General features: G+C 42.8%; 29 protein-coding genes. 26 read left to right on the top strand and 3 right to left on the bottom strand.

Annotated features, from left to right (window positions below):
• Positions 1-32 precede the first annotated feature (32 nt).
• Positions 33-413, bottom strand: coding sequence for a rhodanese-like domain-containing protein (locus NSQ25_RS11285; RefSeq protein WP_024422963.1), 381 nt, complete (start codon positions 411-413; stop codon positions 33-35).
• Between the two features lie 219 nt (positions 414-632).
• On the opposite strand from NSQ25_RS11285, the gene NSQ25_RS11280 reads away from it, so the two are divergent.
• The 3 genes from NSQ25_RS11280 (at position 633) to NSQ25_RS11270 (ending at position 2,969) form a co-directional block, all read left to right on the top strand.
• Positions 633-1,469: a biotin/lipoate A/B protein ligase family protein gene (locus tag NSQ25_RS11280; RefSeq protein WP_065214638.1), complete on the top strand. Its 837-nt coding sequence runs from the start codon at positions 633-635 to the stop codon at positions 1,467-1,469.
• An 85-nt stretch (positions 1,470-1,554) separates the two neighbouring features.
• A complete protein-coding gene (mntR, locus tag NSQ25_RS11275; RefSeq protein ID WP_024422961.1) occupies positions 1,555-1,989 on the top strand; it encodes a transcriptional regulator MntR in 435 nt (144 codons plus the stop codon).
• Between the two features lie 104 nt (positions 1,990-2,093).
• Positions 2,094-2,969 carry a patatin-like phospholipase family protein gene (locus NSQ25_RS11270; protein WP_024422960.1) on the top strand — a complete coding sequence of 292 codons (876 nt, stop codon included), beginning with the start codon at positions 2,094-2,096 and terminating at the stop codon, positions 2,967-2,969.
• Here NSQ25_RS11270 and NSQ25_RS11265 read toward each other — a convergent pair.
• Complete coding sequence (locus tag NSQ25_RS11265; RefSeq protein ID WP_034280242.1) at positions 2,966-3,361, bottom strand: SA1362 family protein; 396 nt, start codon at positions 3,359-3,361, stop codon at positions 2,966-2,968. The two genes, NSQ25_RS11270 and NSQ25_RS11265, sit on opposite strands and share 4 nt — an antisense overlap.
• 38 nt (positions 3,362-3,399) lie before the next feature.
• Complete coding sequence (locus NSQ25_RS11260; protein ID WP_039179902.1) at positions 3,400-4,356, bottom strand: DUF1385 domain-containing protein; 957 nt, start codon at positions 4,354-4,356, stop codon at positions 3,400-3,402.
• Positions 4,357-4,579: 223 nt separating this feature from the next.
• Here NSQ25_RS11260 and NSQ25_RS11255 point away from each other — a divergent pair, with 223 nt between their 5' ends.
• The 23 genes from NSQ25_RS11255 (at position 4,580) to NSQ25_RS11145 (ending at position 22,439) form a co-directional block, all read left to right on the top strand.
• Positions 4,580-5,107 (top strand): YqhR family membrane protein, encoded by a 528-nt coding sequence (locus NSQ25_RS11255; protein ID WP_034280245.1) that lies wholly within the window; start codon positions 4,580-4,582, stop codon positions 5,105-5,107.
• 108 nt (positions 5,108-5,215) lie between these two features.
• Positions 5,216-5,659 (top strand): type II 3-dehydroquinate dehydratase, encoded by a 444-nt coding sequence (gene aroQ / locus NSQ25_RS11250; protein ID WP_034280247.1) that lies wholly within the window; start codon positions 5,216-5,218, stop codon positions 5,657-5,659.
• Positions 5,656-6,717 (top strand): Xaa-Pro peptidase family protein, encoded by a 1,062-nt coding sequence (locus NSQ25_RS11245; protein ID WP_041117955.1) that lies wholly within the window; start codon positions 5,656-5,658, stop codon positions 6,715-6,717. Before aroQ ends, NSQ25_RS11245 begins: the two co-directional genes overlap by 4 nt.
• Before the next feature lie 25 nt (positions 6,718-6,742).
• Positions 6,743-7,300, top strand: coding sequence for an elongation factor P (gene efp, locus NSQ25_RS11240; protein WP_007501192.1), 558 nt, complete (start codon positions 6,743-6,745; stop codon positions 7,298-7,300).
• Positions 7,301-7,470: 170 nt separating this feature from the next.
• A complete protein-coding gene (locus tag NSQ25_RS11235; protein WP_024422953.1) occupies positions 7,471-7,752 on the top strand; it encodes a YqhV family protein in 282 nt (93 codons plus the stop codon).
• A gap of 66 nt (positions 7,753-7,818) precedes the next feature.
• Positions 7,819-8,742, top strand: a complete 924-nt coding sequence (spoIIIAA, locus tag NSQ25_RS11230; RefSeq protein WP_034280251.1) for a stage III sporulation protein AA — start codon at positions 7,819-7,821, stop codon at positions 8,740-8,742.
• Positions 8,736-9,251: a stage III sporulation protein SpoIIIAB gene (gene spoIIIAB / locus NSQ25_RS11225; protein ID WP_024428003.1), complete on the top strand. Its 516-nt coding sequence runs from the start codon at positions 8,736-8,738 to the stop codon at positions 9,249-9,251. Before spoIIIAA ends, spoIIIAB begins: the two co-directional genes overlap by 7 nt.
• Before the next feature lie 19 nt (positions 9,252-9,270).
• Positions 9,271-9,477: a stage III sporulation protein AC gene (gene spoIIIAC, locus NSQ25_RS11220; RefSeq protein WP_003153142.1), complete on the top strand. Its 207-nt coding sequence runs from the start codon at positions 9,271-9,273 to the stop codon at positions 9,475-9,477.
• A complete protein-coding gene (gene spoIIIAD / locus NSQ25_RS11215; RefSeq protein WP_087978339.1) occupies positions 9,474-9,887 on the top strand; it encodes a stage III sporulation protein AD in 414 nt (137 codons plus the stop codon). Before spoIIIAC ends, spoIIIAD begins: the two co-directional genes overlap by 4 nt.
• Before the next feature lie 19 nt (positions 9,888-9,906).
• Positions 9,907-11,100: a stage III sporulation protein AE gene (gene spoIIIAE / locus NSQ25_RS11210; RefSeq protein WP_326136243.1), complete on the top strand. Its 1,194-nt coding sequence runs from the start codon at positions 9,907-9,909 to the stop codon at positions 11,098-11,100.
• Positions 11,101-11,114: 14 nt separating this feature from the next.
• Positions 11,115-11,747, top strand: a complete 633-nt coding sequence (gene spoIIIAF, locus NSQ25_RS11205; RefSeq protein WP_034280256.1) for a stage III sporulation protein AF — start codon at positions 11,115-11,117, stop codon at positions 11,745-11,747.
• Positions 11,740-12,411 carry a stage III sporulation protein AG gene (spoIIIAG, locus tag NSQ25_RS11200; RefSeq protein ID WP_034280258.1) on the top strand — a complete coding sequence of 224 codons (672 nt, stop codon included), beginning with the start codon at positions 11,740-11,742 and terminating at the stop codon, positions 12,409-12,411. The genes spoIIIAF and spoIIIAG overlap by 8 nt, the downstream gene beginning before the upstream one ends.
• Positions 12,411-13,043, top strand: coding sequence for a SpoIIIAH-like family protein (locus NSQ25_RS11195; protein ID WP_034280770.1), 633 nt, complete (start codon positions 12,411-12,413; stop codon positions 13,041-13,043). Before spoIIIAG ends, NSQ25_RS11195 begins: the two co-directional genes overlap by 1 nt.
• A 194-nt stretch (positions 13,044-13,237) precedes the next feature.
• Positions 13,238-13,720 (top strand): acetyl-CoA carboxylase biotin carboxyl carrier protein, encoded by a 483-nt coding sequence (gene accB, locus NSQ25_RS11190; RefSeq protein ID WP_034280261.1) that lies wholly within the window; start codon positions 13,238-13,240, stop codon positions 13,718-13,720.
• 11 nt (positions 13,721-13,731) lie between these two features.
• Positions 13,732-15,081: an acetyl-CoA carboxylase biotin carboxylase subunit gene (gene accC / locus NSQ25_RS11185; RefSeq protein ID WP_065214640.1), complete on the top strand. Its 1,350-nt coding sequence runs from the start codon at positions 13,732-13,734 to the stop codon at positions 15,079-15,081.
• 24 nt (positions 15,082-15,105) lie between these two features.
• Positions 15,106-15,513, top strand: a complete 408-nt coding sequence (locus NSQ25_RS11180; RefSeq protein ID WP_034280262.1) for an Asp23/Gls24 family envelope stress response protein — start codon at positions 15,106-15,108, stop codon at positions 15,511-15,513.
• Between the two features lie 210 nt (positions 15,514-15,723).
• The gene (gene nusB / locus NSQ25_RS11175; protein ID WP_012010530.1) at positions 15,724-16,119 is read left to right on the top strand and encodes a transcription antitermination factor NusB; all 396 of its coding nucleotides are present in this window, start codon (positions 15,724-15,726) and stop codon (positions 16,117-16,119) included.
• Between the two features lie 11 nt (positions 16,120-16,130).
• Positions 16,131-16,982, top strand: a complete 852-nt coding sequence (folD, locus tag NSQ25_RS11170; protein WP_024422943.1) for a bifunctional methylenetetrahydrofolate dehydrogenase/methenyltetrahydrofolate cyclohydrolase FolD — start codon at positions 16,131-16,133, stop codon at positions 16,980-16,982.
• 70 nt (positions 16,983-17,052) lie between these two features.
• The gene (gene xseA / locus NSQ25_RS11165) at positions 17,053-18,399 is read left to right on the top strand and encodes an exodeoxyribonuclease VII large subunit (RefSeq protein ID WP_065214641.1); all 1,347 of its coding nucleotides are present in this window, start codon (positions 17,053-17,055) and stop codon (positions 18,397-18,399) included.
• The gene (locus tag NSQ25_RS11160; RefSeq protein WP_003215880.1) at positions 18,396-18,656 is read left to right on the top strand and encodes an exodeoxyribonuclease VII small subunit; all 261 of its coding nucleotides are present in this window, start codon (positions 18,396-18,398) and stop codon (positions 18,654-18,656) included. The genes xseA and NSQ25_RS11160 overlap by 4 nt, the downstream gene beginning before the upstream one ends.
• Positions 18,646-19,536, top strand: a complete 891-nt coding sequence (locus NSQ25_RS11155) for a polyprenyl synthetase family protein (protein ID WP_065214642.1) — start codon at positions 18,646-18,648, stop codon at positions 19,534-19,536. The genes NSQ25_RS11160 and NSQ25_RS11155 overlap by 11 nt, the downstream gene beginning before the upstream one ends.
• A gap of 150 nt (positions 19,537-19,686) precedes the next feature.
• Positions 19,687-21,588: a 1-deoxy-D-xylulose-5-phosphate synthase gene (gene dxs / locus NSQ25_RS11150; RefSeq protein WP_034280265.1), complete on the top strand. Its 1,902-nt coding sequence runs from the start codon at positions 19,687-19,689 to the stop codon at positions 21,586-21,588.
• On the top strand, positions 21,585-22,439 hold the full coding sequence (locus tag NSQ25_RS11145; RefSeq protein ID WP_034280266.1) for a TlyA family RNA methyltransferase: 855 nt from the start codon (positions 21,585-21,587) through the stop codon (positions 22,437-22,439). Before dxs ends, NSQ25_RS11145 begins: the two co-directional genes overlap by 4 nt.
• Positions 22,440-22,443 lie beyond the last annotated feature (4 nt).

Raw genomic sequence — 22,443 nt, 5'->3', positions numbered from 1 at the left:
CAGGGGGAATCATGCTCCCAGAGTCTTTTTAGTTAGTTCTTCGTTTTAATGCGGCCGCCCCATTTTTTAAAGCCGCCTTTTAAATTATAAATCTCACGGCAGCCATTTTTACGTAAAGTTTGGGCTGCTTTTCCGCTTCTAAAATTATTTTGACAATAGAGATAAACAGGCTTGTCAGGACGTATTTCGTTTTTACGCTGCTTTAGCTGGGAAAGGGGGATATTTCTTGCCCCTAAAATATGTCCGCCTTCAAACTCATTTGGCTCTCTCACATCAATGAGCTGGGCTTTGCGGTAACCTTTAATAAATTCTTCTTCCGTCAGCGTTTTCATAATGCGCTGCTGATAAATGTAGCTGCCGATGGAATAAAGAACGAAAAGTCCACAAAGTGAGAGGACGATATAGTTGAATATTGACAATACAACTCGACTCCTTCTTGAGCATCAGCACAGTAGCCTGTCTGATGGTACGTTTTAGACAAATACTATTATAGTAAAGCATAAGAAACTTGTCATCATAAATGGTAAGAATTATTTTCAATTCCGTCCCTATTTGATAGACTGATGAAGAGAGAAAACCGGTGGTCACCACCATCATCTAACATTGACTACGTAAAAGAGAAGGGATTTTATATGCAAAAAGAGAAATGGTGTTTCATTGATTCAGGAAACCAAGACCCTGCCTTTAACATGGCAATGGACGAAGCTTTGCTTTATTGGCATAGTGAGAAGCTCATCCCGCCTGTTATCCGCTTTTATGGATGGGATCCGGCGACATTATCTGTTGGGTATTTTCAGAACGTTGAAAAAGAAATCAACCTAGAAGCCGTCAAGCGATATGGTCTTGGATTTGTCCGCAGACCAACCGGAGGACGGGGAGTACTTCATGACCAGGAGCTGACCTACAGCGTGATTGTGTCAGAGGAACATCCAGAAATGCCAGCGACGGTGACAGAGGCGTACCGCGTTATTTCAGAAGGCATTTTAGAGGGCTTTAAAGAGCTGGGACTCGATGCGTATTTTGCCATTCCTCGTACAGATAAAGAAAAGGAAAGCTTAAAGAACCCAAGATCATCTGTATGCTTTGATGCCCCTTCTTGGTACGAGCTTGTTGTAGAAGGCAGAAAGGTAGCGGGCAGTGCTCAGACGAGACAAAAAGGTGTCATTCTCCAGCATGGATCTATTTTAATTGATCTTGATGAGGACAAATTGTTCGATTTGTTCCTTTATCCAAACGACCGGGTGAGAGAGCGGATGCAGCGAAGCTTTAAAAACAAAGCGGTTGCCATCAATGAAATCTCAGGCCGAACATGTACAATAGACGATGCGCGTGCTGCGTTTAAAAGAGGGTTTGAAAAAGGATTAAATATTGAGCTTGAACCTTATGAGCTGACAGATGAAGAATTAGCGTTTGTCCATCATCTCGCAAAAACGAAATATGCCTCAGATGATTGGAATTACAAGCGTTAAGCCGAAGGACACTCCTTGTTTTTTAATGAACGATGGTGTAGAATTGGGTTGATTATTAAGTAAAGGTGCATTATGGAGGGGTTTTATGACTACACCTAGTATGGAAGATTACATTGAACAAATTTATATGCTGATAGAAGATAAAGGATATGCCAGAGTCTCTGATATTGCAGAAGCACTCGCTGTCCATCCCTCCTCTGTAACAAAAATGGTTCAGAAGCTAGATAAAGATGAATACCTCATTTATGAGAAGTATCGTGGTCTAATTTTAACCCCGAAAGGCAAAAAAATTGGAAAACGTCTCGTATACAGACATGAACTGCTAGAGCAATTTTTAAGAATCATTGGTGTAGATGAAGAGAAAATTTATGATGATGTAGAAGGCATTGAACATCATCTCAGCTGGAACAGCATTGACCGCATCGGCGATCTCGTTCAATTTTTTGAAGAAAACGATGAGCGATCTGTTCAGCTGAAAGCGATTCAAAAGAAAAACGAACAAACAAATCAAGAATCTTAATCAAAAAGGACACCCTCAGCATGGGTGTCCTTTTTGATTAAAGTTCTAATTGAAAGCAAAAGCTCCTACACTATTATTAGCGTGAAATCAAAGGGGGCTCCTTGATGAAGATAGATGGTGTGTTCTCAGGTGGAGGCATTAAGGGGGCAGCGCTTGCAGGTGCCTATGAAGCGCTTGAAGCGAGAGGATTTCAATTTGTCCGTCTTGCTGGTACAAGTGCTGGAGCAATCATTGCTTCACTCATCGCAGCAGGTTTTACAAGCCAGGAAATTCGAACGCTTTTAGATGAAATGGATGAGCATCAATTGCTTGATAGGAGATGTCAATTCATCCCGTTTAAAATGCTCAGGTGGGTATCCATTTACTGGCGTCTCGGTCTTTATAAAGGAGACCGGCTGGAAAAATGGCTGACCGATGTGCTAAAACGAAAAGGGGTCACCGTGTTTGGAGACCTCAAAAAAGATTCGTTGAAAATTGTTGCGTCCGATTTAACGAATGGAAAAATCCTCGTGCTGCCAGACGACCTTCCTTCATACGGCTTAAATCCAGAGCGGTTTTCCGTTGCGAGGGCCATTCGAATGAGCTGCAGCCTGCCGTATTTTTTCGAACCTGTCAAACTGAAGTCATCAAAAGGCATTTGTACCATTGTAGATGGAGGAGTGCTTAGCAATTTTCCAATTTGGCTGTTTGCTGAAGAGAAAAAAAGACCGTTCGTCGGTGTCACATTAACGCCAAACGAAAAAGAACGCCCTCAACACTCCATCCGCAATGCGTTTGAACTGTTTGGCGCTCTTTTTGAAACGATGCGTGGTGCTCATGACGAAAGACATATCGCCACAAAACACGAACGTCATATTATTTTTATTCCTGTAGAACACGTCATTGCCACTGATTTTCAACTCATGACAGAAAAGAAAAAGGCGCTCGTCGATCTAGGCAGACAGAAGGCCGAGCAATTTTTAAAAAGCTGGACATTTTAAAATAAGGCGCGATTCTTCTTTTTATTTTTCTTGCCTTCAATCACAGTCAAATGTGTTTGGCTTTTCTTTTTGAGAAGGACGGGCTTAGACTTGTGGTCAGTCGGCACGCTTCGCAGATGAGTGACCCGATTTTTCATCTGGCTTTTCGTTTTTGGCTTAGGCTGCTGGTAGCGACGTTTTGATTGTTTGACTGCTTTACGATAAAGATTACCCTCTGTTCCAGTTCTTCGATTCATCAGCCATCTAAATAGGAAAAATAGAGCCGCTCCAACGATCACAACAGACAGCAGCATGGTAAAAAGTCTGCCTGGGTTCGTTGTGAGTAAGTACACAAACCCCAAAACACCTAAAGCGAAAATAATGGTAAAAGCAGGATGTACTCGGCGATTCATAACTGTCCACCTCCGAAGGAATTTACCGGATTTATAAGTTAGATCACTTGATGAGCAGAATCTGACGCTTGTTTCAGTGACGCTTCCTCTAAACGAAGAAGTTCATTAAAACTTGCAATGGCTACCTCGACTTGATCGTCAGAAGGTTCTTTTGTTGTGAGCAATTGCAGCCAAAGGCCAGGATAGCCAAGCACTTTAAGCACAGGCACTTCTCGGAGTTTGTTCGTGAGCTGAAGCACTTCAAATGAAATGCCTAGAACAACCGGAATAAGTGCCAAGCGGTTCAGAACTCTCACCCATAAAGGATCTGTCGGTACGAGTAAATAGACGAACATCCCGACAATGACAGTGAATAAAATAAAGCTGCTGCCGCATCGATAATGCAGGCGGGATTGCTTTTGGACATTTTCCACTGTGATGTCAAGGTTCTGTTCATAGCAGTTTATGACTTTATGTTCTGCCCCATGATATTGAAATACTCTTTTAATTAAAGGGGTCATGGAAATAAAGTAAATATAGCCTAATAAAAGGACCAATTTGAAGAATGTTTCCACTGCGATTTGTGCGAAATTCCCTGAAAAGATAGGGCGCACAAGCTCTGCTAAAAAGACAGGTACCAGGGTAAAGACAAATTTACTAAAGAGTAGAGAGAGAACTCCGATCACAGCAATGCCGAAGATCATGGATAATTTCGAGCCTTTTTGTTCTTTTTCAAGAGTATGATCTTCAGAAGGATCTAAGTCATATCGCTCACTAGAGAAGTTTAAGTGCTTACTGCCGTTTGCGCTTGCTTCAACAAGTGCAGCAACACCCCTGACAAAGGGGATTTTCTTGAGAAAGGCGGTTCGTTTATTGGAGGTCCGGGGAAGCTTCAAAAACTCAATGGACTGGTCCTTTCGCCGAATCGCTGTCACATAGTTCTTCTTACCACCGAACATGACACCTTCGACAACTGCCTGCCCTCCATAAGCTGGAGGTTTTGTTTGATTGGACATATTTCATCAACCTGCCTGTTTCCTGTAATTTACATGCATTTCCTTATACCTTTATTGTACAGGAAATGAGCGGAAATCACTAGCTCGCAGGTCGATTATCTACTAGAATTCTATCTACCTCTTTTTAGCCAGTATACCCTGTTTTAAAAATTTTACACTCACGCATGGAAATCCTTTTTTTTCATGACATTTTGGACATACTACTTGCTGGAGGTGTTCACAAATGAAACGTGATGAAAAGAAAAACCAAGAAGAAAAAAATCAGTCCGTGCAAACGACATCACTTGTGGCAAGAGCGGCTGCTACAGGCTTTGTCGGCGGTGTTTTTTGGGGCTTTATCGGGTTTCTGACCCATGTGTTTCATTTTTCAGAGGTGAGTCCCAATATGCTGCTTCAGCCATTTGTGCTTGGAGAATGGAAAAAGGGAGGACTTGGTACTTTTATCAGTATTGTGCTGTTAGGAATTTTATCGATTGGAGCCGCCTTTATTTATTTTGGGCTTTTAAAAAGGATCAAAGGCTTTTGGATGGGTTTAGTATATGGCGGGCTTTTATGGCTGCTCGTTTTTTACGTATTTAATCCCATTTTCCCAGATGTAAAGCAAGTACAAGAGTTGCAGCAAAGCACCATTGTCACGACATTTTGCCTATATATTTTATACGGCATGTTTGTCGGGTACAGCATTTCGTTTGAATATAATGAATTGACGAGTCAGAAGCTTGCGAGGGCCCTCGGGAAAAAGACAGAATAAAGTGTAAATCACCTATTCATATGATAAAATATTTTTGGAAACGAAAGGTTTCTAAGGAAAAAGAAACAGATCTCGATATAGATTGAATTAGGGTGAAGGAGTGGTCATATGCCTCATTTTCTTGTACTAAATGGACCCAATTTAAATAGGCTTGGCAAAAGAGAGCCTGCTGTTTATGGAAGTAAGACGCTGACAGATTTAGAGACGGATTTGTTCCAGTTCGCAGAACGAGCAAACATCCAATTAACGTTCTTTCAATCAAATCACGAAGGGGATTTGATTGATGCGCTCCATGAAGCAGAAGATCAGTACGATGGTGTCGTGTTTAACCCGGGTGCATTTACCCACTACAGCTATGCGCTGAGAGATGCCATTGCAAGTATTTCTTTATCAGTCATTGAAGTACATATCTCAAATGTTCATAAGAGAGAGGAATTCCGTCATCATTCTGTACTTGCTCCAGTATGCCAAGGGCAAATCGTTGGGCTTGGCTTAGAAGGGTATAAATTGGCGATTCGTTATTTAGTCAGTGAAGGGGGAGCAGTATCATGAAACTTGAAAAACTAAGAACACTTTTAAGTGAATTAGAGATCGATGGCCTTGTCATTACAAGCAGTTTTAATTTACAGTATATGACCAGTTTTACCGGATCAGCCGGTCTTGCTGTCGTTTCAAAGGACCGGGCAGCTTTTATCACGGACTTCCGCTATACAGAGCAAGCGAAGGACCAAGTCAAAGGCTATGACATCATTGAACATAAAGGAAACATTGTGGAAACGGCTGCTCAAACGGCAAAGGAATTTGGAGTGAAACGCCTTGGGTTCGAACAAAACCATATGACATTTGCCACGTACCAGCAGTACGCAGCCAAAGCAGGCGGTATAGAGCTTGTTCCAGTCTCTGAATCAGTTGAAAAGTTGCGCTTGATTAAGTCTAGTGAAGAGATTAAGATATTAGAGGAAGCTGCGAAGATTGCAGATCACGCCTTTGATCATATTCTCACTTACATCAAGCCGGGCCTGACGGAAATTGCTGTCATGAACGAGCTTGAATTTTTCATGAGAAAAGAAGGTGCTGAAGGATCTTCATTCGATATGATAGTGGCCTCAGGTGTTCGTTCAAGCCTGCCTCACGGAAGAGCGAGTGAAAAGGTGATTGAATCTGGTGATTTAGTGACACTCGATTTCGGTGCTTACTATAAAGGCTATTGTTCTGATATGACAAGAACGATTGCTGTCGGAACACCAAGCGACAAGCTAAAGGAAATTTATCATATCGTATTAGAAGCAGAAAACGCTGGTGTGGATAGAATCAAGCCAGGCTTAACAGGAAAAGAAGCTGATCGCATCACACGAGACATCATTGAAAAGTATGGCTATGGTCAATACTTCGGGCATTCAACCGGGCACGGGCTAGGTATGGAAGTACATGAAGCGCCAGGTCTTTCCTCACGATCAGAGGTCGTCTTAGAAGAGGGAATGGTCGTCACAGTTGAGCCGGGGATTTACTTGCCAGATGTCGGCGGCGTGAGAATTGAGGATGATATTGTCCTGACAGCTGACGGCAATAAACGATTGACCCACTCACCGAAAGAACTTATCATATTATGATGGTGAAATGTAGGAGGATGACAAAATGATTTCAGTAAACGATTTTCGTACTGGCCTGACAATTGAAGTGGACGGCGGTATTTGGAGAGTAGTGGATTTTCAGCACGTAAAACCAGGGAAAGGCGCAGCGTTTGTTCGTTCGAAACTGCGTAACCTGCGTACAGGTGCCATTCAAGAAAAAACATTCCGCGCAGGCGAAAAAGTAGCGAAAGCACAAATCGAAACAAAAACAATGCAATACTTGTATGCAAATGGCGATCAGCACGTCTTCATGGATACAAGTTCTTATGAACAGCTTGAACTAAGTGAAGCACAAATTAAAGATGAGCTGAAATATTTGCTTGAAAATATGTCTGTTCAAATCGTGATGTACGGTGATGAAACACTTGGAGTAGAACTTCCAAACACAGTAGAACTAGAAGTAGTAGAAACAGAGCCTGGTATTAAAGGTGACACAACATCAGGCGGCTCAAAACCTGCAAAAACTGAAACTGGTTTAATCGTCAACGTTCCTTTCTTTGTGAACCAAGGAGATAAACTAGTGATTAATACATCTGACGGCTCATACGTTTCAAGAGCGTAATGAACGAAAAAAGACTGTAAACCTCGTGTTTACAGTCTTTTTTTATTGGAAAAATGACTCCTCAAGACAGGCCTTCTCTCAATTCTCTCATTCATCTCTCTTCCTTCCTGAAAAACAAGACTACTTCCAGCTGGTCAAGCATATAGTGTAAAAAAAGCTGGAGGTTCTATATGAAACAATTTCTCCCAGGTCTACACCCGTCAGTCGCTGCAATGGCAGGCATGAGATTCTTATCCGCCGCCATTGAACTGACGGCAGCCATCCTTATTTTAATCACAAATGATGTACGGAAAGCGGTAGTCATCAATAGTATATTGGCAATCATCGGGCCGCTCATTTTTATTATCACGATGACGATTGGAATCTATCAAATTGCCGGGCAGCTATCCTATGCAAAGCTCGTGTTCATTTTCATTGGTGTCGTGTTTATTCTTGTTGGGATCTATAAGTGAAACGGCTTGGCATAATTAACGGCTCACATCATACATTTTAGAGAAGAAAAAAAGGAGGGGAATTCGTTGCGGAGTTTGTTGGATATTCTCCCGCACTCGATTGGACAAGAACTCAGGCTGCTGAAAGAGGCAGAATGGGCGCAAATAGAAGAAATCCGCATTCGCACGGATCGTCCTATCGAATTGATGCAGGGAGGAAAACCACGTTTCCTTTCTTATCACACCACCTGGGAAGATGCGTCTCAGCTATTAGGCAGGCTGAGCAATTACAGCATGTACACACTTGAGGAAGAGCTAAAACAGGGCTATATCACCATATCTGGCGGACACCGGGTGGGACTTGCAGGAAAGGTGATCGTTGAAAACGGATTCGTCAAAGGGTTAAGAGATATCTCTTCATTTAATATCCGCATTGCCAAAGAAAAAATCGGAATTGCGCTTCCTTTTCTTCCTTATTTATATGAAGAGCACTGGCACAATACACTCATCATCGGTCCCCCGCAAACGGGGAAAACCACACTGCTCCGGGATATAGCACGTCTTGCTAGTACCGGCACAAAGACAATCCCTCCTAGAAAAACAGGCATTATTGATGAGCGTTCTGAAATCGCTGGATGTATCAGAGGGGTGCCGCAGCACCATTTTGGCCACCGGATTGATGTACTCGATGCGTGTCCAAAGGCTGAAGGGTTGATGATGATGATTCGGTCTATGAGCCCAGAGGTCATGATTGTCGATGAAATCGGAAAAAGTGAGGATGTAGAGGCACTTTTAGAAGCGATTCATGCCGGAGTCAGCATCATCGTCTCAGCTCATGGCTATTCACTTGAAGATGTATATAAACGACCTTCATTTAAACCGTTATGGGAGCTTCGTGTGTTTGAACGATATGTTGAATTAAATCGAAACAATGGGCCTGGCACGATCGGGCGGATGTACGGCGGGGACGGCCAAGAGATGAAATGGAGGCGGGGAGTGGACGTATGTTAAAGCTCATTGGCGCTATTTTCATTGTCGCGGCCACGACATGGGGAGGATTCGAGTTTGCCAAACGATATAGCGACAGACCTAAACAAATTCGGCAGCTGCGGTTTGCTCTCCAGTCTCTTGAAGCTGAAATTATGTATGGTCAAACCCCTTTAGCACGGGCGGCAGAGCAAATTGCAGCGCAGGTAGGTCCACCTGTCAATCAGCTGTTTGAACAATTTGCAGAAAAGCTGAAAGTGGGGACCTTTTCTGCACGCCATGCATGGAACGAAAGTCTTGAAGATGTTTGGAAAAAAACCGTATTGAAAAAAGGCGAATATGAGGCGTTGAAGCACTTTGGAGAAACACTTGGCCAGCATGATGTCACTTCTCAGCAAAAGTATATCAAGCTTGCTTTAGGCCATTTGGAATCAGAGGAGAAAGAAGCTGAAATCGCCCAAGCGAAAAATGAAAAAATGGTCAGAAGCCTCGGATTTTTAAGCGGATTACTACTGATTCTTTTATTGATGTGAGAGGAAGGGAGTCGAGAGCATGGGCGTTGATGTAAACGTCATTTTTCAAATTGCCGGAGTAGGCATCGTCGTGGCCTTTCTCCATACGATTTTAGACCAAATGGGGAAGAAAGAGTACGCTCAGTGGGTGACGCTGCTTGGGTTTATCTACATTTTGTTTATGGTGGCAACCATTGTAGACGATTTGTTTAAAAAGATTAAAGCCGTATTTCTATTTCAAGGATAGGGGAGGGCTTACAAATCGAAATCATACAAATTGTTGGACTTGGTTTAATCGCTACTTTTTTAGCATTAATCGTCAAAGAACAAAAGCCAACCTTCGCCTTTATGCTTGTTGTGTTTACCGGATGTGTCATTTTTCTTTATTTAATTGATCAAATCTATGCCATTATCTCGATGATTGAAAAAATTGCAGCAAGTGCCGGCGTCAATATGAAGTATGTTGAAACCATATTGAAGATCATTGGCATTGCCTATATTGCGGAATTTGGCGCTCAGCTGACAAAGGATGCTGGACAAGGCGCCATTGCATCCAAAATAGAGCTAGGCGGCAAGATCCTCATCTTGGTGATGGCAGTCCCGATTTTAACAGTCATCATTGAGACGATCTTAGGAATGATCCCGTCCATGACGTAAATGAAAAGAGGTGATGACAATGAAACAGGTGACCGCTGTAATGGGATTGATGCTTTTCTTTTGGCTGATTGCTCCGCATGCAGGGGCAGAAGAAAAAGAACCTTTATCTAATGAACAGCCAGCAGCACAGGAAGTGGCGAATGGACAGGCTGATGCACTTGAGCTTCATTCCATCAGTGACTTTTGGGAAACCATTTTGGACGAGTATGGCGGCTTTTTGCCAGAAAGCCAAAAGGGCACAGTGAAGGAAATGATTGACGGCGATAAAGAGCTGTCTCCCCAAACATGGCTGAAAGCCTTTGTACATTATCTGTTTCACGAGGTCATTGCAAACGGAAAGCTCCTAGGTACTCTGATTTTACTCACCATCTTTTGTTCGCTTTTGCAGCTTTTACAAAATGCCTTTGAACAAAGCACCGTCAGCAAAGTCGCATATGCTCTTGTTTATATGGTGCTGATTATTATTGCACTCAACAGCTTTCATGTGGCGATTTCTTATGCCACAGAAGCCATTCAAACGATGACCAGTTTTATTCTTGCTCTTATTCCTCTTTTACTAGCGCTTATTGCTTCATCAGGCGGGCTTGTCTCAGCCGGATTCTTTCATCCCGTTATTTTATTTTTAATGAACACGAGCGGTGTTTTCATTCAGTATGTCGTTCTCCCGCTCATCTTTTTATCTGCAATATTGAGCATTATCAGTACGTTGACCGAACAATACAAGGTCACCCAGCTTGCCCAGCTGTTAAGAAATGTGGCAATTGGCGGGCTTGCCGTTTTTTTAACCGTTTTTCTCGGCGTCATTTCCGTTCAGGGTGCATCTGCGGCCGTTACGGATGGAATCGCTCTTCGTACAGCCAAATTCATTACCGGAAACTTCATCCCTGTCCTAGGCAGAATGTTTACAGATGCGACCGATACCGTGATCAGCGCCTCTGTTTTACTCAAAAATACAGTCGGACTAGTTGGGGTTGCCATTTTGATTTCAATTGCCGCTTTCCCGGCGATTAAAGTACTTTCGTTAGCCCTTATCTATAAGTTTGCTGCTGCCATCCTTCAGCCGTTAGGAGGCGGACCCATCATCAGCTGTCTTGATGTCATTTCAAAAAGTGTGCTGTATATATTTGCCGCACTTGCTGTTGTGTCGCTCATGTTCTTTTTAAGCATTACCGTCATCATCACTGCGGGTAACCTGACCATGATGATGAAGTAAGGAGGGGACACCTTTTGAGTTTTCTCACGGAATGGATCACAAGTATTATTCTCTTTATCTTATTTGCGATTGTTATTGATCTTCTGCTTCCCAATTCGAGCATGCAAAAGTATGCAAAAATGGTCGTCAGCCTGCTGCTCATCGTGGTCATGCTCAATCCGATTTTTGCTTTATTTCGAGCGGATCCTGATCAAATTTTTTCAGAATTGATGAAAGGGAAGGAAGAAGCGCAGTCAGAAGAAATAAAAAATCAGATGAATTTAGAAAAAAAAGAAATACAAGCCTCTCAGCGTGCATATATTTTAAAGCAAATGGCTGTCCAACTAGAAAAAAGCGCAAAGGAGCCACTGGAGAAGGAGAGCTATGAAATGAAACACGTAGAAGTGCTGGCTGATGAGGAGCATCTGGATCAGAATATGGAGGCGGATCAATTTCGCATCAAAGCAGTTCTTTCCCCGCTCACAGGTGATGCTGTAGAAACGGTGGCAAAGGTGGACATTGATCTCTCCAAGCAAAAGGAGGAAAGCGCTGGATCTTCTAGCAAAGAGATCACGAGGGTGAAAGAGACACTTGCTGATGTTTGGAATACGAGTCCTGAGCACATCGCGCTGAACATTGAGGGAGGTGACGCAGCAGATCATGAATAACAAGGACTGGAAACAAAAGCTGAAATCATTCTTCCAGCCGCCTGAAAAAGGTGAAGGGAAACCCAAATTAACGAAGCACCATTACTTGCTGCTTGTATTCATTATCGGCGTATCTTTCATGTTAGTCAGTCAGATCTTGTCACCGCCATCAAGCAAACAACAAGCTGCGGTTCCTGCTTCTAAAAAAACATCCTCAGAAGAGCAGGAGGTATTCAAACCGGCGTCCTCAGGTAAGCCAAAGAATTCAATTGAGGACGTGGAGCGAGAATACGAAAATCAGCTGAAAGAAATTTTAGAGACCATTATCGGCGTTGAGGATGTATCAATCGTGGTCAATGTAGATGCAACTTCTTTAAAAGTGTTTGAAAAAAACAAATCCAATAAAAGTACAACGACCGAGGAAACAGATAAAGAAGGCGGCGTGCGAAGTGTCACCGATCAAACAAAGGAAGAAGAAGTCGTCATCATTAAAAATGGCAATGAAGAAACACCAGTCGTTGTTCAAACGAAAAAACCAGAAATCCGAGGTGTCCTCGTTGTTGCTCAAGGAGTAGACAACGTTCAAATAAAGAAAACCATCATTGAAGCGGTTACACGAGTGCTTGATGTACCGAGCCATAGAGTGGCTGTTGCCCCTAAAAAAATCAAGGAGGATTCGGAATGATGTTAAAAAAACAAACGGTTTGGCTATTAACGATGCTAAGTTTAGTTGTCGTATTAAGTGTGTACTATATCATGTCTCCACAGGGTGAAAATGCAGTGACAGTAGAAGATACGAAATCAAAAGGCACTGAAGAGAAAAAGGTTGAAACAGAAAAAGGGACGGATAAAGGAACGGAAAAAGGTGCTGATAAGAAATCCACTGACAAAGAAACAAACGGCAAACAAGAGGATATCGAAACAAGCGGTGAAGAAGGAAAGGCTGTGTCAGAGCAAACAGACGATGAGCTTTTTACAACATACAGACTAGAGCTTGAAGATAAACGAAGCAAGCAGCGCGAAGAATACAACGAAATTGTCTCCAGTGACGATGCAACAGCCCAAGAAAAAAGTGAAGCATACGATCAAATGACAGCGCTCAGTGAAGCAGAAGGAACTGAGCGTCAGCTTGAGACCTTGATCAAAACAAAAGGCTATAAAGACGCGCTCGTAAGTGCTGAAGGAGATAAAGTGAGTATCACGGTTCGTTCTGATAAAAAATCAAAATCTCAAGCGGCCGATATTATTGATATGGTCACAAAAGAAATGAGAGGTCTTGATAACGTAGCTGTCACTTTTGAGCCCACTAATCAATAAAAAAGAACTGGCGCCCTTTGCGGAAAAGGGCGTTTTTTGATGCGGCTTGACGCCCTCTCCAAGGTGCTTACGCGAGGCGCTTCGCCACAATAGTAGTTGAATTCATCGAAATCCTCCTGTAAGATGGTTATAGTATGTACTTTTAGTACTAGCCTATAATAAAAAGATAAATCCATACATAGGGGTGCAAATCCATGTTAAAAATCGAAGAAATTCATGAACTGATTAAATTAATTGACGACTCTACTATCGATGAGTTTACTTACGAAAACGAAGGTGCAAAAATCAAACTGAAGAAAAATAAAGAAGTCGTTCAGCAAGTTGCGGCACAAGCACCAGTGGCTCCTGTCCAAGCAGCTCCAGCTCAACAAGCTCCTACAGCACAAGCTCCAGCTCAGACCGAAGCCCCTGCACAAGAGGCAGCTGCGTCTGAAAATCTGCATAAAATCACATCCCCAATGGTTGGCACATTTTATGCTTCCTCTTCACCAGAAGCAGATCCATACGTGACAACAGGCTCTAAGGTGAAGGAAAACACTGTTGTATGTATCGTAGAAGCGATGAAACTGTTTAATGAAATCGAAGCAGAAGTAAAAGGTGAAATCGTCGAAGTATTAGCTGAAAACGGTCAGCTTGTAGAATTCGGACAACCCCTCTTTCTAGTGAAAGCAGAGTAAGGAGTACGATCATGATTAAAAAGCTATTAATTGCAAACAGAGGAGAAATCGCAGTTAGAATTATCCGCGCTTGTAAAGAGCTTGGAATTGAAACTGTTGCGGTATTTTCTGAAGCGGATCGTGATGCGCTGCATGTACAAATGGCTGATGAAGCATATTGCATCGGACCGACTGCTTCTAAAGATAGTTATTTAAATGTCACAAATATTGTCAGCGTAGCAAAATTAACAGGAACAGATGCCATCCATCCAGGATACGGCTTTTTAGCAGAAAATGCAGACTTTGCAGAGCTTTGCGAGGAATGTAATGTGATCTTTGTTGGACCAACTGCGTCAGCGATTTCCAAAATGGGAACGAAAGATGTCGCGCGAGAAACAATGAAGAATGCAGGCGTTCCGATCGTCCCTGGTTCTCAAGGAATTGTAAAAGATCTTGATGATGCTGTTTCAACAGCAGCTAGTATTGGGTATCCTGTGATTATTAAAGCAACTGCAGGCGGAGGCGGTAAAGGAATCCGTGTGGCTCGTACAGAAGAAGAGCTTATTAACGGAGTCACCATCACGCAGCAGGAAGCGGCGCAAAACTTTGGGAACCCTGGTGTCTATTTAGAAAAGTTCATTGAAGACTTTAGACATGTGGAAATTCAAGTGCTTGCAGATCAGCATGGCAATACGATTCATTTAGGAGAGCGTGATTGCTCGATCCAAAGAAGAATGCAAAAGCTTCTTGAAGAAACGCCATCACCAGCACTAAATGCAGACATCCGTGAGCAAATGGGTGAAGCAGCCGTAAAAGCAGCAGAAGCTGTTGAATATACAGGTGCTGGAACAGTCGAATTCATTTATGATTATAATGAAGAGAAGTTCTACTTCATGGAAATGAATACTCGTATTCAAGTAGAGCATCCTGTGACAGAAATGGTCACAGGTGTAGACTTGATCAAAGAACAGATCAAGGTTGCATCAGGTGAGAAGCTTTCACTTACACAAGAAGATGTCGTATATGAAGGCTGGGCGATCGAATGCCGTATTAATGCAGAGAACCCAGAGAAAAACTTCATGCCTTCAGCTGGTGAAATTAAAATGTATCTTCCGCCAGGCGGTTTAGGTGTACGAGTTGATTCTGCCGCTTATCCGGGCTATGTGATTCCGCCATATTATGACAGCATGATTGCCAAAGTGATCACATATGGTAAGACAAGAGAAGAAGCGATTGCAAAAATGAAACGTGCGCTTCAAGAATTCGTCATTGAAGGAGTCTACACAACGATTCCATTCCACCTTAGATTGCTCGAGCATGAAACATTTGTGAGAGGTAACTTTAATACGAAGTTTTTAGAAACATACCAAATCATGAAATAATCACAGCTTTCGGAGGTGAATGATGTGTCAGAAAACAATTTGCTTGAAATGAACCTTGATGAAGATCAATTGGGAAAAGTGCAAATTGCACCAGAAGTGATTGAAGTCATTGCTGGGATCGCCGCTTCAGAAGTCGAAGGCATTGCCGAAATGCGCGGCAATTTCGCTGCTGATGTAGCAGAACGCTTTGGTAAGAAAAATCACCGTAAAGGTGTAAAAGTAGATGTCTCTGATGAAGGCATCACAATCGATGTGTATTGTGTGGTTGAATTTGGCCTATCCATTCCAAAGGTATCCACTGCTGTACAAGAAAATATCCGTCAAACCCTTTTGAACATGACTGCCTTAACAATTAATGAAATTAACATTCATGTCGTTGGCATTCAATTTGATACAAAAGCACCTGAGGCTGAAGTAGATCAAGAAATGTAAAAAAGGGTTCAAGTGAAACCAAGGAGGCATTGCCTCTTTGGTTTTTTAAAGCCCATTTTTGAGTAATTTCCGAATATTGATAACGTCACACGTTGATTGATTCGTTTTTCGTCACAGCTCGCATGGATCTTGGTGCGACCACGGTCAAAATATGTTATGATCTCTGTATGGCTTAACGACAAGCGGATAAAGTGGTTAAAGGAGTAAATAATGAAAAGAAGAACTGCAAGAGAAAAGGCGCTACAAACATTATTTCAAATTGATGTGAGCAATATTGATCCGAAAGAGGCCATTACACATGCGCTGGATGAACAAGAATCAGATCCTTTTTTCGAGGAACTGGTTTTCGGTGTGCTTGAACAAAAGGACAAGCTTGATGACATGATCTCACAGCATCTAGTGAATTGGAAACTCGACCGTATTGCAAACGTAGACAGAGCCATTTTAAGGCTGTCTGTGTACGAGATGGTGTATCAAGAAGACATCCCAGTTAGTGTCTCAATGAATGAAGCGATTGAACTCGCCAAATTATTCGGCGATGATAAAGCACCGAAATTTGTAAATGGTGTACTTTCGAACATTAAAAACGACCTAAAGCAGCAATAGGAGGATTCGACATGACAGCAACAATCATCGATGGGAAAGAAACAGCAAAAGAAAAACGTGAACAATTAGCAAAAGAAGTAGAAGAGCTAAAACAAAAAGGAGTCACACCTGGTCTTGCCGTTATTCTAATCGGTGATGATCCGGCCTCACTTTCTTACGTACGCGGGAAGAAAAAAGCAGCAGAAGCAATGGGCATGCACTTTCAGCTTGATCATTTAGATGCTTCTTTAACAGAAGAAGAATTGCTTCAACTGATTGATCAGTACAATGCGAACGATCAATTCCACGGGATTCTTGTTCAACTTCCACTGCCAAAACATATTTCTGAAAAAGCCGTCATTGAACGTATTTCACCTGAGAAAGATGTAGATGGTTTCCATCCATTAAATATCGGGAAAATGCTGCTTGGAGAAGATACATTCCTACCTTGTACACCAGCAGGCATTGTTGAATTACTGAACAAAACGGGTGTCAGTCTTTCTGGAAAAGAAGTGGTTGTTGTAGGGCGCAGCAATATTGTCGGCAAACCAGTTGGACAATTGCTGTTAAATGAAAATGCAACGGTTACTTACTGCCATTCAAGAACGGCGAATATTTCAGAACATACGTTAAAAGCGGACATTTTAGTTGTTGCCGTCGGTCGAGCAAACTTTATTAAAGCTGACCAAATCAAAGAAGGCGCAATTGTCATCGATGTAGGAGTCAATCGTTTAGATACTGGGAAGCTTGTTGGGGATGTTGATTTTGAAGAAGCGAAAGAAAAAGCTTCTTATATCACACCAGTCCCTGGCGGAGTCGGTCCAATGACGATTACCATGCTTGCACACAATACGGTTAAATCAGCAAAACGTACATTAGCATAAGCTTTATCCATTCATCCACCTGCATGCTGCCGGTGGATGAATGTGCGTTTTTGAAGAGGAGGAATACGTCATGAGTGAAAAAGCCTTTGTGACGGTCACAGCCCTTACAAAATACATAAAAAGAAAATTTGATGTTGATCCGCATTTAGAAGATATTTGGATTAAAGGTGAGTTATCCAATGTGAAGATTCATTCAAGAGGTCATGTGTACTTCACCTTAAAAGACGAAAACGCACGCATGCAAGCTGTCATGTTTCAGCGTTCCGCAGCAAAGCTGCCTTTTTCACCAAAGAGCGGAATGAAAGTATTTGTACGCGGCGGGATTCAAGTCTATGAACCAAGCGGCAACTATCAATTATATGCAAAAGAAATGCAGCCTGATGGTGTTGGTGCTCTTCATCTCGCTTATGAAGAGCTGAAGAAAAAGCTGGCAAGTGAAGGCTTATTTGATGCGCGCTATAAAAAATCAATTCCTGAATATCCAGAGGTTGTTGGTGTCATTACATCACCAACAGGAGCGGCTGTTCGAGATGTCATCACAACGATTAACCGGCGCTATCAGCAGGCGAAAATCATTGTGCTTCCGGCGCTTGTTCAAGGTGAAAATGCCATTCGTTCAATCGTAGAGCGGATCAAGGAAGCAAATGAAAAACAGCTCTGTGATGTCTTGATTGTCGGAAGAGGAGGCGGTTCGATCGAAGAACTTTGGGCCTTTAATGAAGAAGCTGTCGCAAGAGCGATCTTCGCATCAGACATTCCAATCATTTCTGCAGTAGGGCACGAAACGGACTTTACGATCAGTGATTTCACTGCAGACATGAGAGCACCCACACCAACAGGAGCAGCCGAGCTCGCTGTTCCAAGCACAGCCGATTTAATAGAACGAATCAAATCCATCGATATTCGGCTTACAAGGGCCGTAAAGAATCGAACTTCACAAGCGAAAGACCGTCTTGTGGCGCTGCAATCCTCTTATGCCTTCCGTTTTCCAAAACGTTTGCAGGAGCAAAAAGAGCAGCAATTCGATTTGGTATTTGACCGTTTTCAAAAACAGCTGACGAGACAAATTGAACAAAAACGCAGTCAACTAGACCGCCAGACATACAGGCTGAAGCCGCTTCATCCAAAAGAGCAGCTGCTTCAGGCGAAAAAACGCCACGCCAATGAAACAGAACAGCTCATCCGCAGCATGAATGTGCAAATGAAAACAATTCATTCGCAGTTCCAATCTGTTCTTGGTAAACTAAATGCATTAAATCCACTTCAAGTGATGGAAAGAGGCTATAGTTTAGCTTATAAAGACGATGAACTGATTAAAAGTGTAAACCAAGTCGATACGAAAGATCAGCTGGCTATCACCATGAAAGATGGACGGCTGATTTGTGAGGTTATTGAGAAGGAGGGGCAATCATCATGACAGAATCAAATAAACAAAAAGAAGAACAAATGACATTTGAAGAAGCGATGAAAGGTCTTGAGGAGATCGTTGGAAAGCTCGAAGAAGGAGATGTACCACTTGAGCAAGCCATTCATTATTTTCAAGAAGGCATGACACTTTCAAAGCTTTGTCATGAAAAATTACAGCACGTTGAAAAGCAGATGGATTTCATTTTAAAAGAGGACGGTGAGCTGGCTCCTTTCTCGGTGAAGGAGGCAGATGCTGGTGACAAGTAATTTGCAGGATTTTTTAACAACACGAAAACAGGCCATTGAAGAGTATTTATTTACATATGTTCAGGAATTGATGATTCCAGAAGAACTAAAATCTTCGATGCTTTACTCTCTTGAAGCTGGAGGGAAAAGACTTCGCCCTGTTCTCGTTCTTGCTTTATTACATGCCTACGGAAAAAACGAAGAAGATGGCATACCGGTTGGCTGTGCTGTAGAAATGATTCATACGTATTCATTGATACATGACGACCTGCCTTGCATGGACGATGATGACCTTCGCAGAGGAAAGCCGACCAACCATAAAGTATACGGGGAAGCAACCGCGGTTCTCGCTGGTGATGCACTTTTAACGGAAAGCTTCCGCCTGATCACATCGCAGCTATCTAGCAGCGTCTCTCCTGACCAAAAGCTCAGAATCGTAGATGAGCTTGTGCGGTCAGCAGGTGCACTAGGAATGGTAGGCGGTCAATTTGATGACATGGAAGCAGAGCAAAAACAAGTCCCGCTTGCTGAACTAGAATCCATTCATGCCCGGAAAACAGGAAAGCTTCTCACATTCAGCGTCACAGCAGGTGCAATGCTGGCAGGAGCATCAGATGACGATATCGAAAAACTAAGAGAGTTCAGCTATCATATTGGCATTGCTTTTCAAATCCGTGATGACATTTTAGACCTCGAAGGTAGCGAAGAAAAAATAGGAAAACGGGTCGGCTCTGATACAGCGAATGAAAAGTCGACATATCCTTCTTTATTAACGCTTTCAGGAGCAAAAGAAAAGCTGCACGAGCACATCACACGTGCAAAAGAAATTGTCTCAAATCTTGAATTAGAGCAGCAATTGCTGCATGAGTTATGTGATCTGATCGCCTCAAGAGATCATTAAAAACAGCCTAGATTTGAGGGTCTTCGAGCAATTGTGGTAAACTGTAAACAGTTTATCATGATGAGACAACTCTTATTCCCGCTTGGTTTTCATAGGAATAAGGCATTATATATGTAGATAGAAATTTTGTTGAAAGCGAGTTGATCCTGATTGGATCTTTTATCAATAAAAAATCCAACGTTTCTAAAAGGAATGTCAAATGCAGAATTAGAGGAGCTTAGTGCTGACATTCGCATGTTTTTAATTGAGTCCTTGGCTAACTCTGGCGGGCATATCGGTCCGAACCTGGGTGTCGTTGAACTCACGGTTGCCCTTCATAAAGTATTTGACAGCCCGAAAGACAAATTCCTTTGGGATGTTGGACATCAGTCTTATGTTCACAAGCTGTTAACTGGAAGAGGGGCGGAGTTTGATACACTTCGTCAATATAAAGGACTTTGCGGTTTTCCTAAACGAAATGAAAGTGAGCATGATGTTTGGGAAACAGGCCACAGCTCAACCTCATTATCTGGCGCGATGGGGATGGCGGCGGCGCGGGATATTAAAGGGACAGATGAATATATCCTGCCGATTATCGGAGACGGTGCATTAACCGGAGGTATGGCGCTTGAAGCTCTGAATCATATCGGTGATGAAAAGAAAGATATGATCGTCATCTTAAACGATAATGAAATGAGTATTGCACCAAACGTCGGTGCAATTCACACCATGCTTGGCAGACTGCGCACAGCAGGCAAGTACCAATGGGTAAAGGACGAGCTCGAGTATTTATTTAAGCGGATCCCAGCTGTAGGCGGAAAGCTTGCTGCTACAGCAGAGCGTATTAAAGACAGCCTCAAGTATTTACTAGTGTCTGGCATGTTTTTTGAGGAAATGGGATTCACATACTTAGGTCCTGTTGATGGACATTCTTATGAAGATCTTTTTGAAAACCTTGAATATGCAAAGAAAACAAAAGGTCCTGTCCTGCTGCATGTCATCACGAAAAAAGGAAAAGGCTATCAGCCGGCAGAATCCGATAAAATTGGGACATGGCACGGCACAGGTCCATACAAAATTGATACAGGTGATTTTGTAAAACCAGCAGCTGCTGCACCGTCATGGAGTGGTCTTGTCAGTGAAACAGTCAGAAAGCTGGCGCGGAAAGATGAGCGAATTGTGGCCATCACGCCTGCGATGCCTGTTGGCTCAAAACTTGAAGGCTTTGCAAAGGAATTTCCTGAGCGAATGTTTGATGTAGGGATCGCTGAGCAGCATGCAGCCACAATGGCAGCTGGGCTTGCGACGCAGGATATGAAGCCATTTTTAGCGATTTATTCAACGTTCCTGCAAAGAGCTTATGATCAAGTGCTGCATGATATTTGCCGCCAAAACCTCAATGTTTTTATCGGAATTGACCGTGCGGGTCTTGTCGGTGCTGATGGAGAAACGCATCAAGGTGTGTTTGATATTGCCTTCATGCGTCATATGCCGAATATGGTGCTCATGATGCCGAAGGATGAAAATGAAGGCCAGCACATGGTCAATACAGCCATTCAGTATGATGACGGTCCTATTGCCATGCGTTTCCCGCGCGGAAATGGGCTTGGTGTGAAAATGGATGAACAGCTCAAAACCATTCCGATTGGATCTTGGGAGGTTCTTCGCCCAGGGAAGGATGCCGTCATCTTAACATTCGGTACGACAATTAAAATGGCGCTGCAAGCAGCTGAGGAACTTCAAAAAGAAGGGAAATCAATTCGTGTCGTCAACGCTCGGTTTATTAAGCCGCTTGATGAAGCGATGCTAAACGACATTCTTTCTGAAGGGATTCCGATTTTAACGATTGAAGAAGCTGTGCTCCAAGGCGGGTTTGGCAGCAGCGTATTAGAATATCTACACGACAAGAAAGCATCACATATCAAAGTAGAACGCATGGGTATCCCAGATCAATTTATTGAGCATGGAAGTGTTGATGCCCTGCTTGAAGAAATTGGACTGACGAAAGCACATGTTGCTGAGACTTTACGTGACCTGCTTCCAGCAGCACCAAGAAAAGGAATTGGATCATGACATCAAAGAAAGAACGACTTGACGTTTTATTAGTCGAACAAGGACTAATGGAAACAAGAGAGAAAGCAAAGCGTGCCATCATGGCAGGGATCGTTTACTCAAATGAAAACCGTTTGGATAAACCAGGAGAGAAAATTGCTCGTGATACGCCGCTTACAGTGAAGGGGAACCCTCTCAAATACGTAAGCCGCGGCGGGTTAAAGCTCGAAAAAGCGCTCAAAGAATTTGACCTGACAGTTGAAGGGAAATTGCTGATTGATATTGGCTCATCCACAGGCGGATTTACAGATTGTGCTCTTCAAAATGGAGCAGTCAAATCATATGCTGTAGACGTTGGCTACAATCAGCTTGCGTGGAAATTAAGGCAGGATGACAGGGTCATCGTCATGGAGCGCACCAATTTCCGCCATTCCGTCCCAGCTGATTTTACTGAAGGGTTGCCAGAAGTGGCATCGATTGATGTATCTTTTATCTCACTCAAACTCATTCTGCCGGCTTTAAAGCATATTCTTGTGCCGGGTGGTGACTGTATTGCGCTCGTCAAGCCTCAATTTGAAGCAGGCAGAGAGCTTGTTGGGAAAAAAGGCATCGTGCGTGAGCCCTCTGTCCACCTTGGTGTACTAGAAGAGATGAATCAATTTGCTGCAAAAGAAGGTTATGATGTAAAGGATGTATCATTTTCGCCTATCACTGGTGGAGATGGAAATATTGAATTTCTGCTTCATTTAGTGCTTCATCCTGATCAAGAAGAAAATGCGGCACTTCCTGCTTCACAACTTGAGAAGGTCGTGAAGGAAGCCCATTCTGTATTGAAAGAAAAGAAAAACAGCCCTGAGCCGGCTGACACATGAAATC

It is taken from the genome of Bacillus sp. FSL R5-0512 (assembly GCF_038593295.1).
GTDB classification, from domain to species: domain Bacteria; phylum Bacillota; class Bacilli; order Bacillales; family Bacillaceae; genus Bacillus; species Bacillus safensis.
This window is presented reverse-complemented; position numbering and strand designations above follow the sequence as displayed.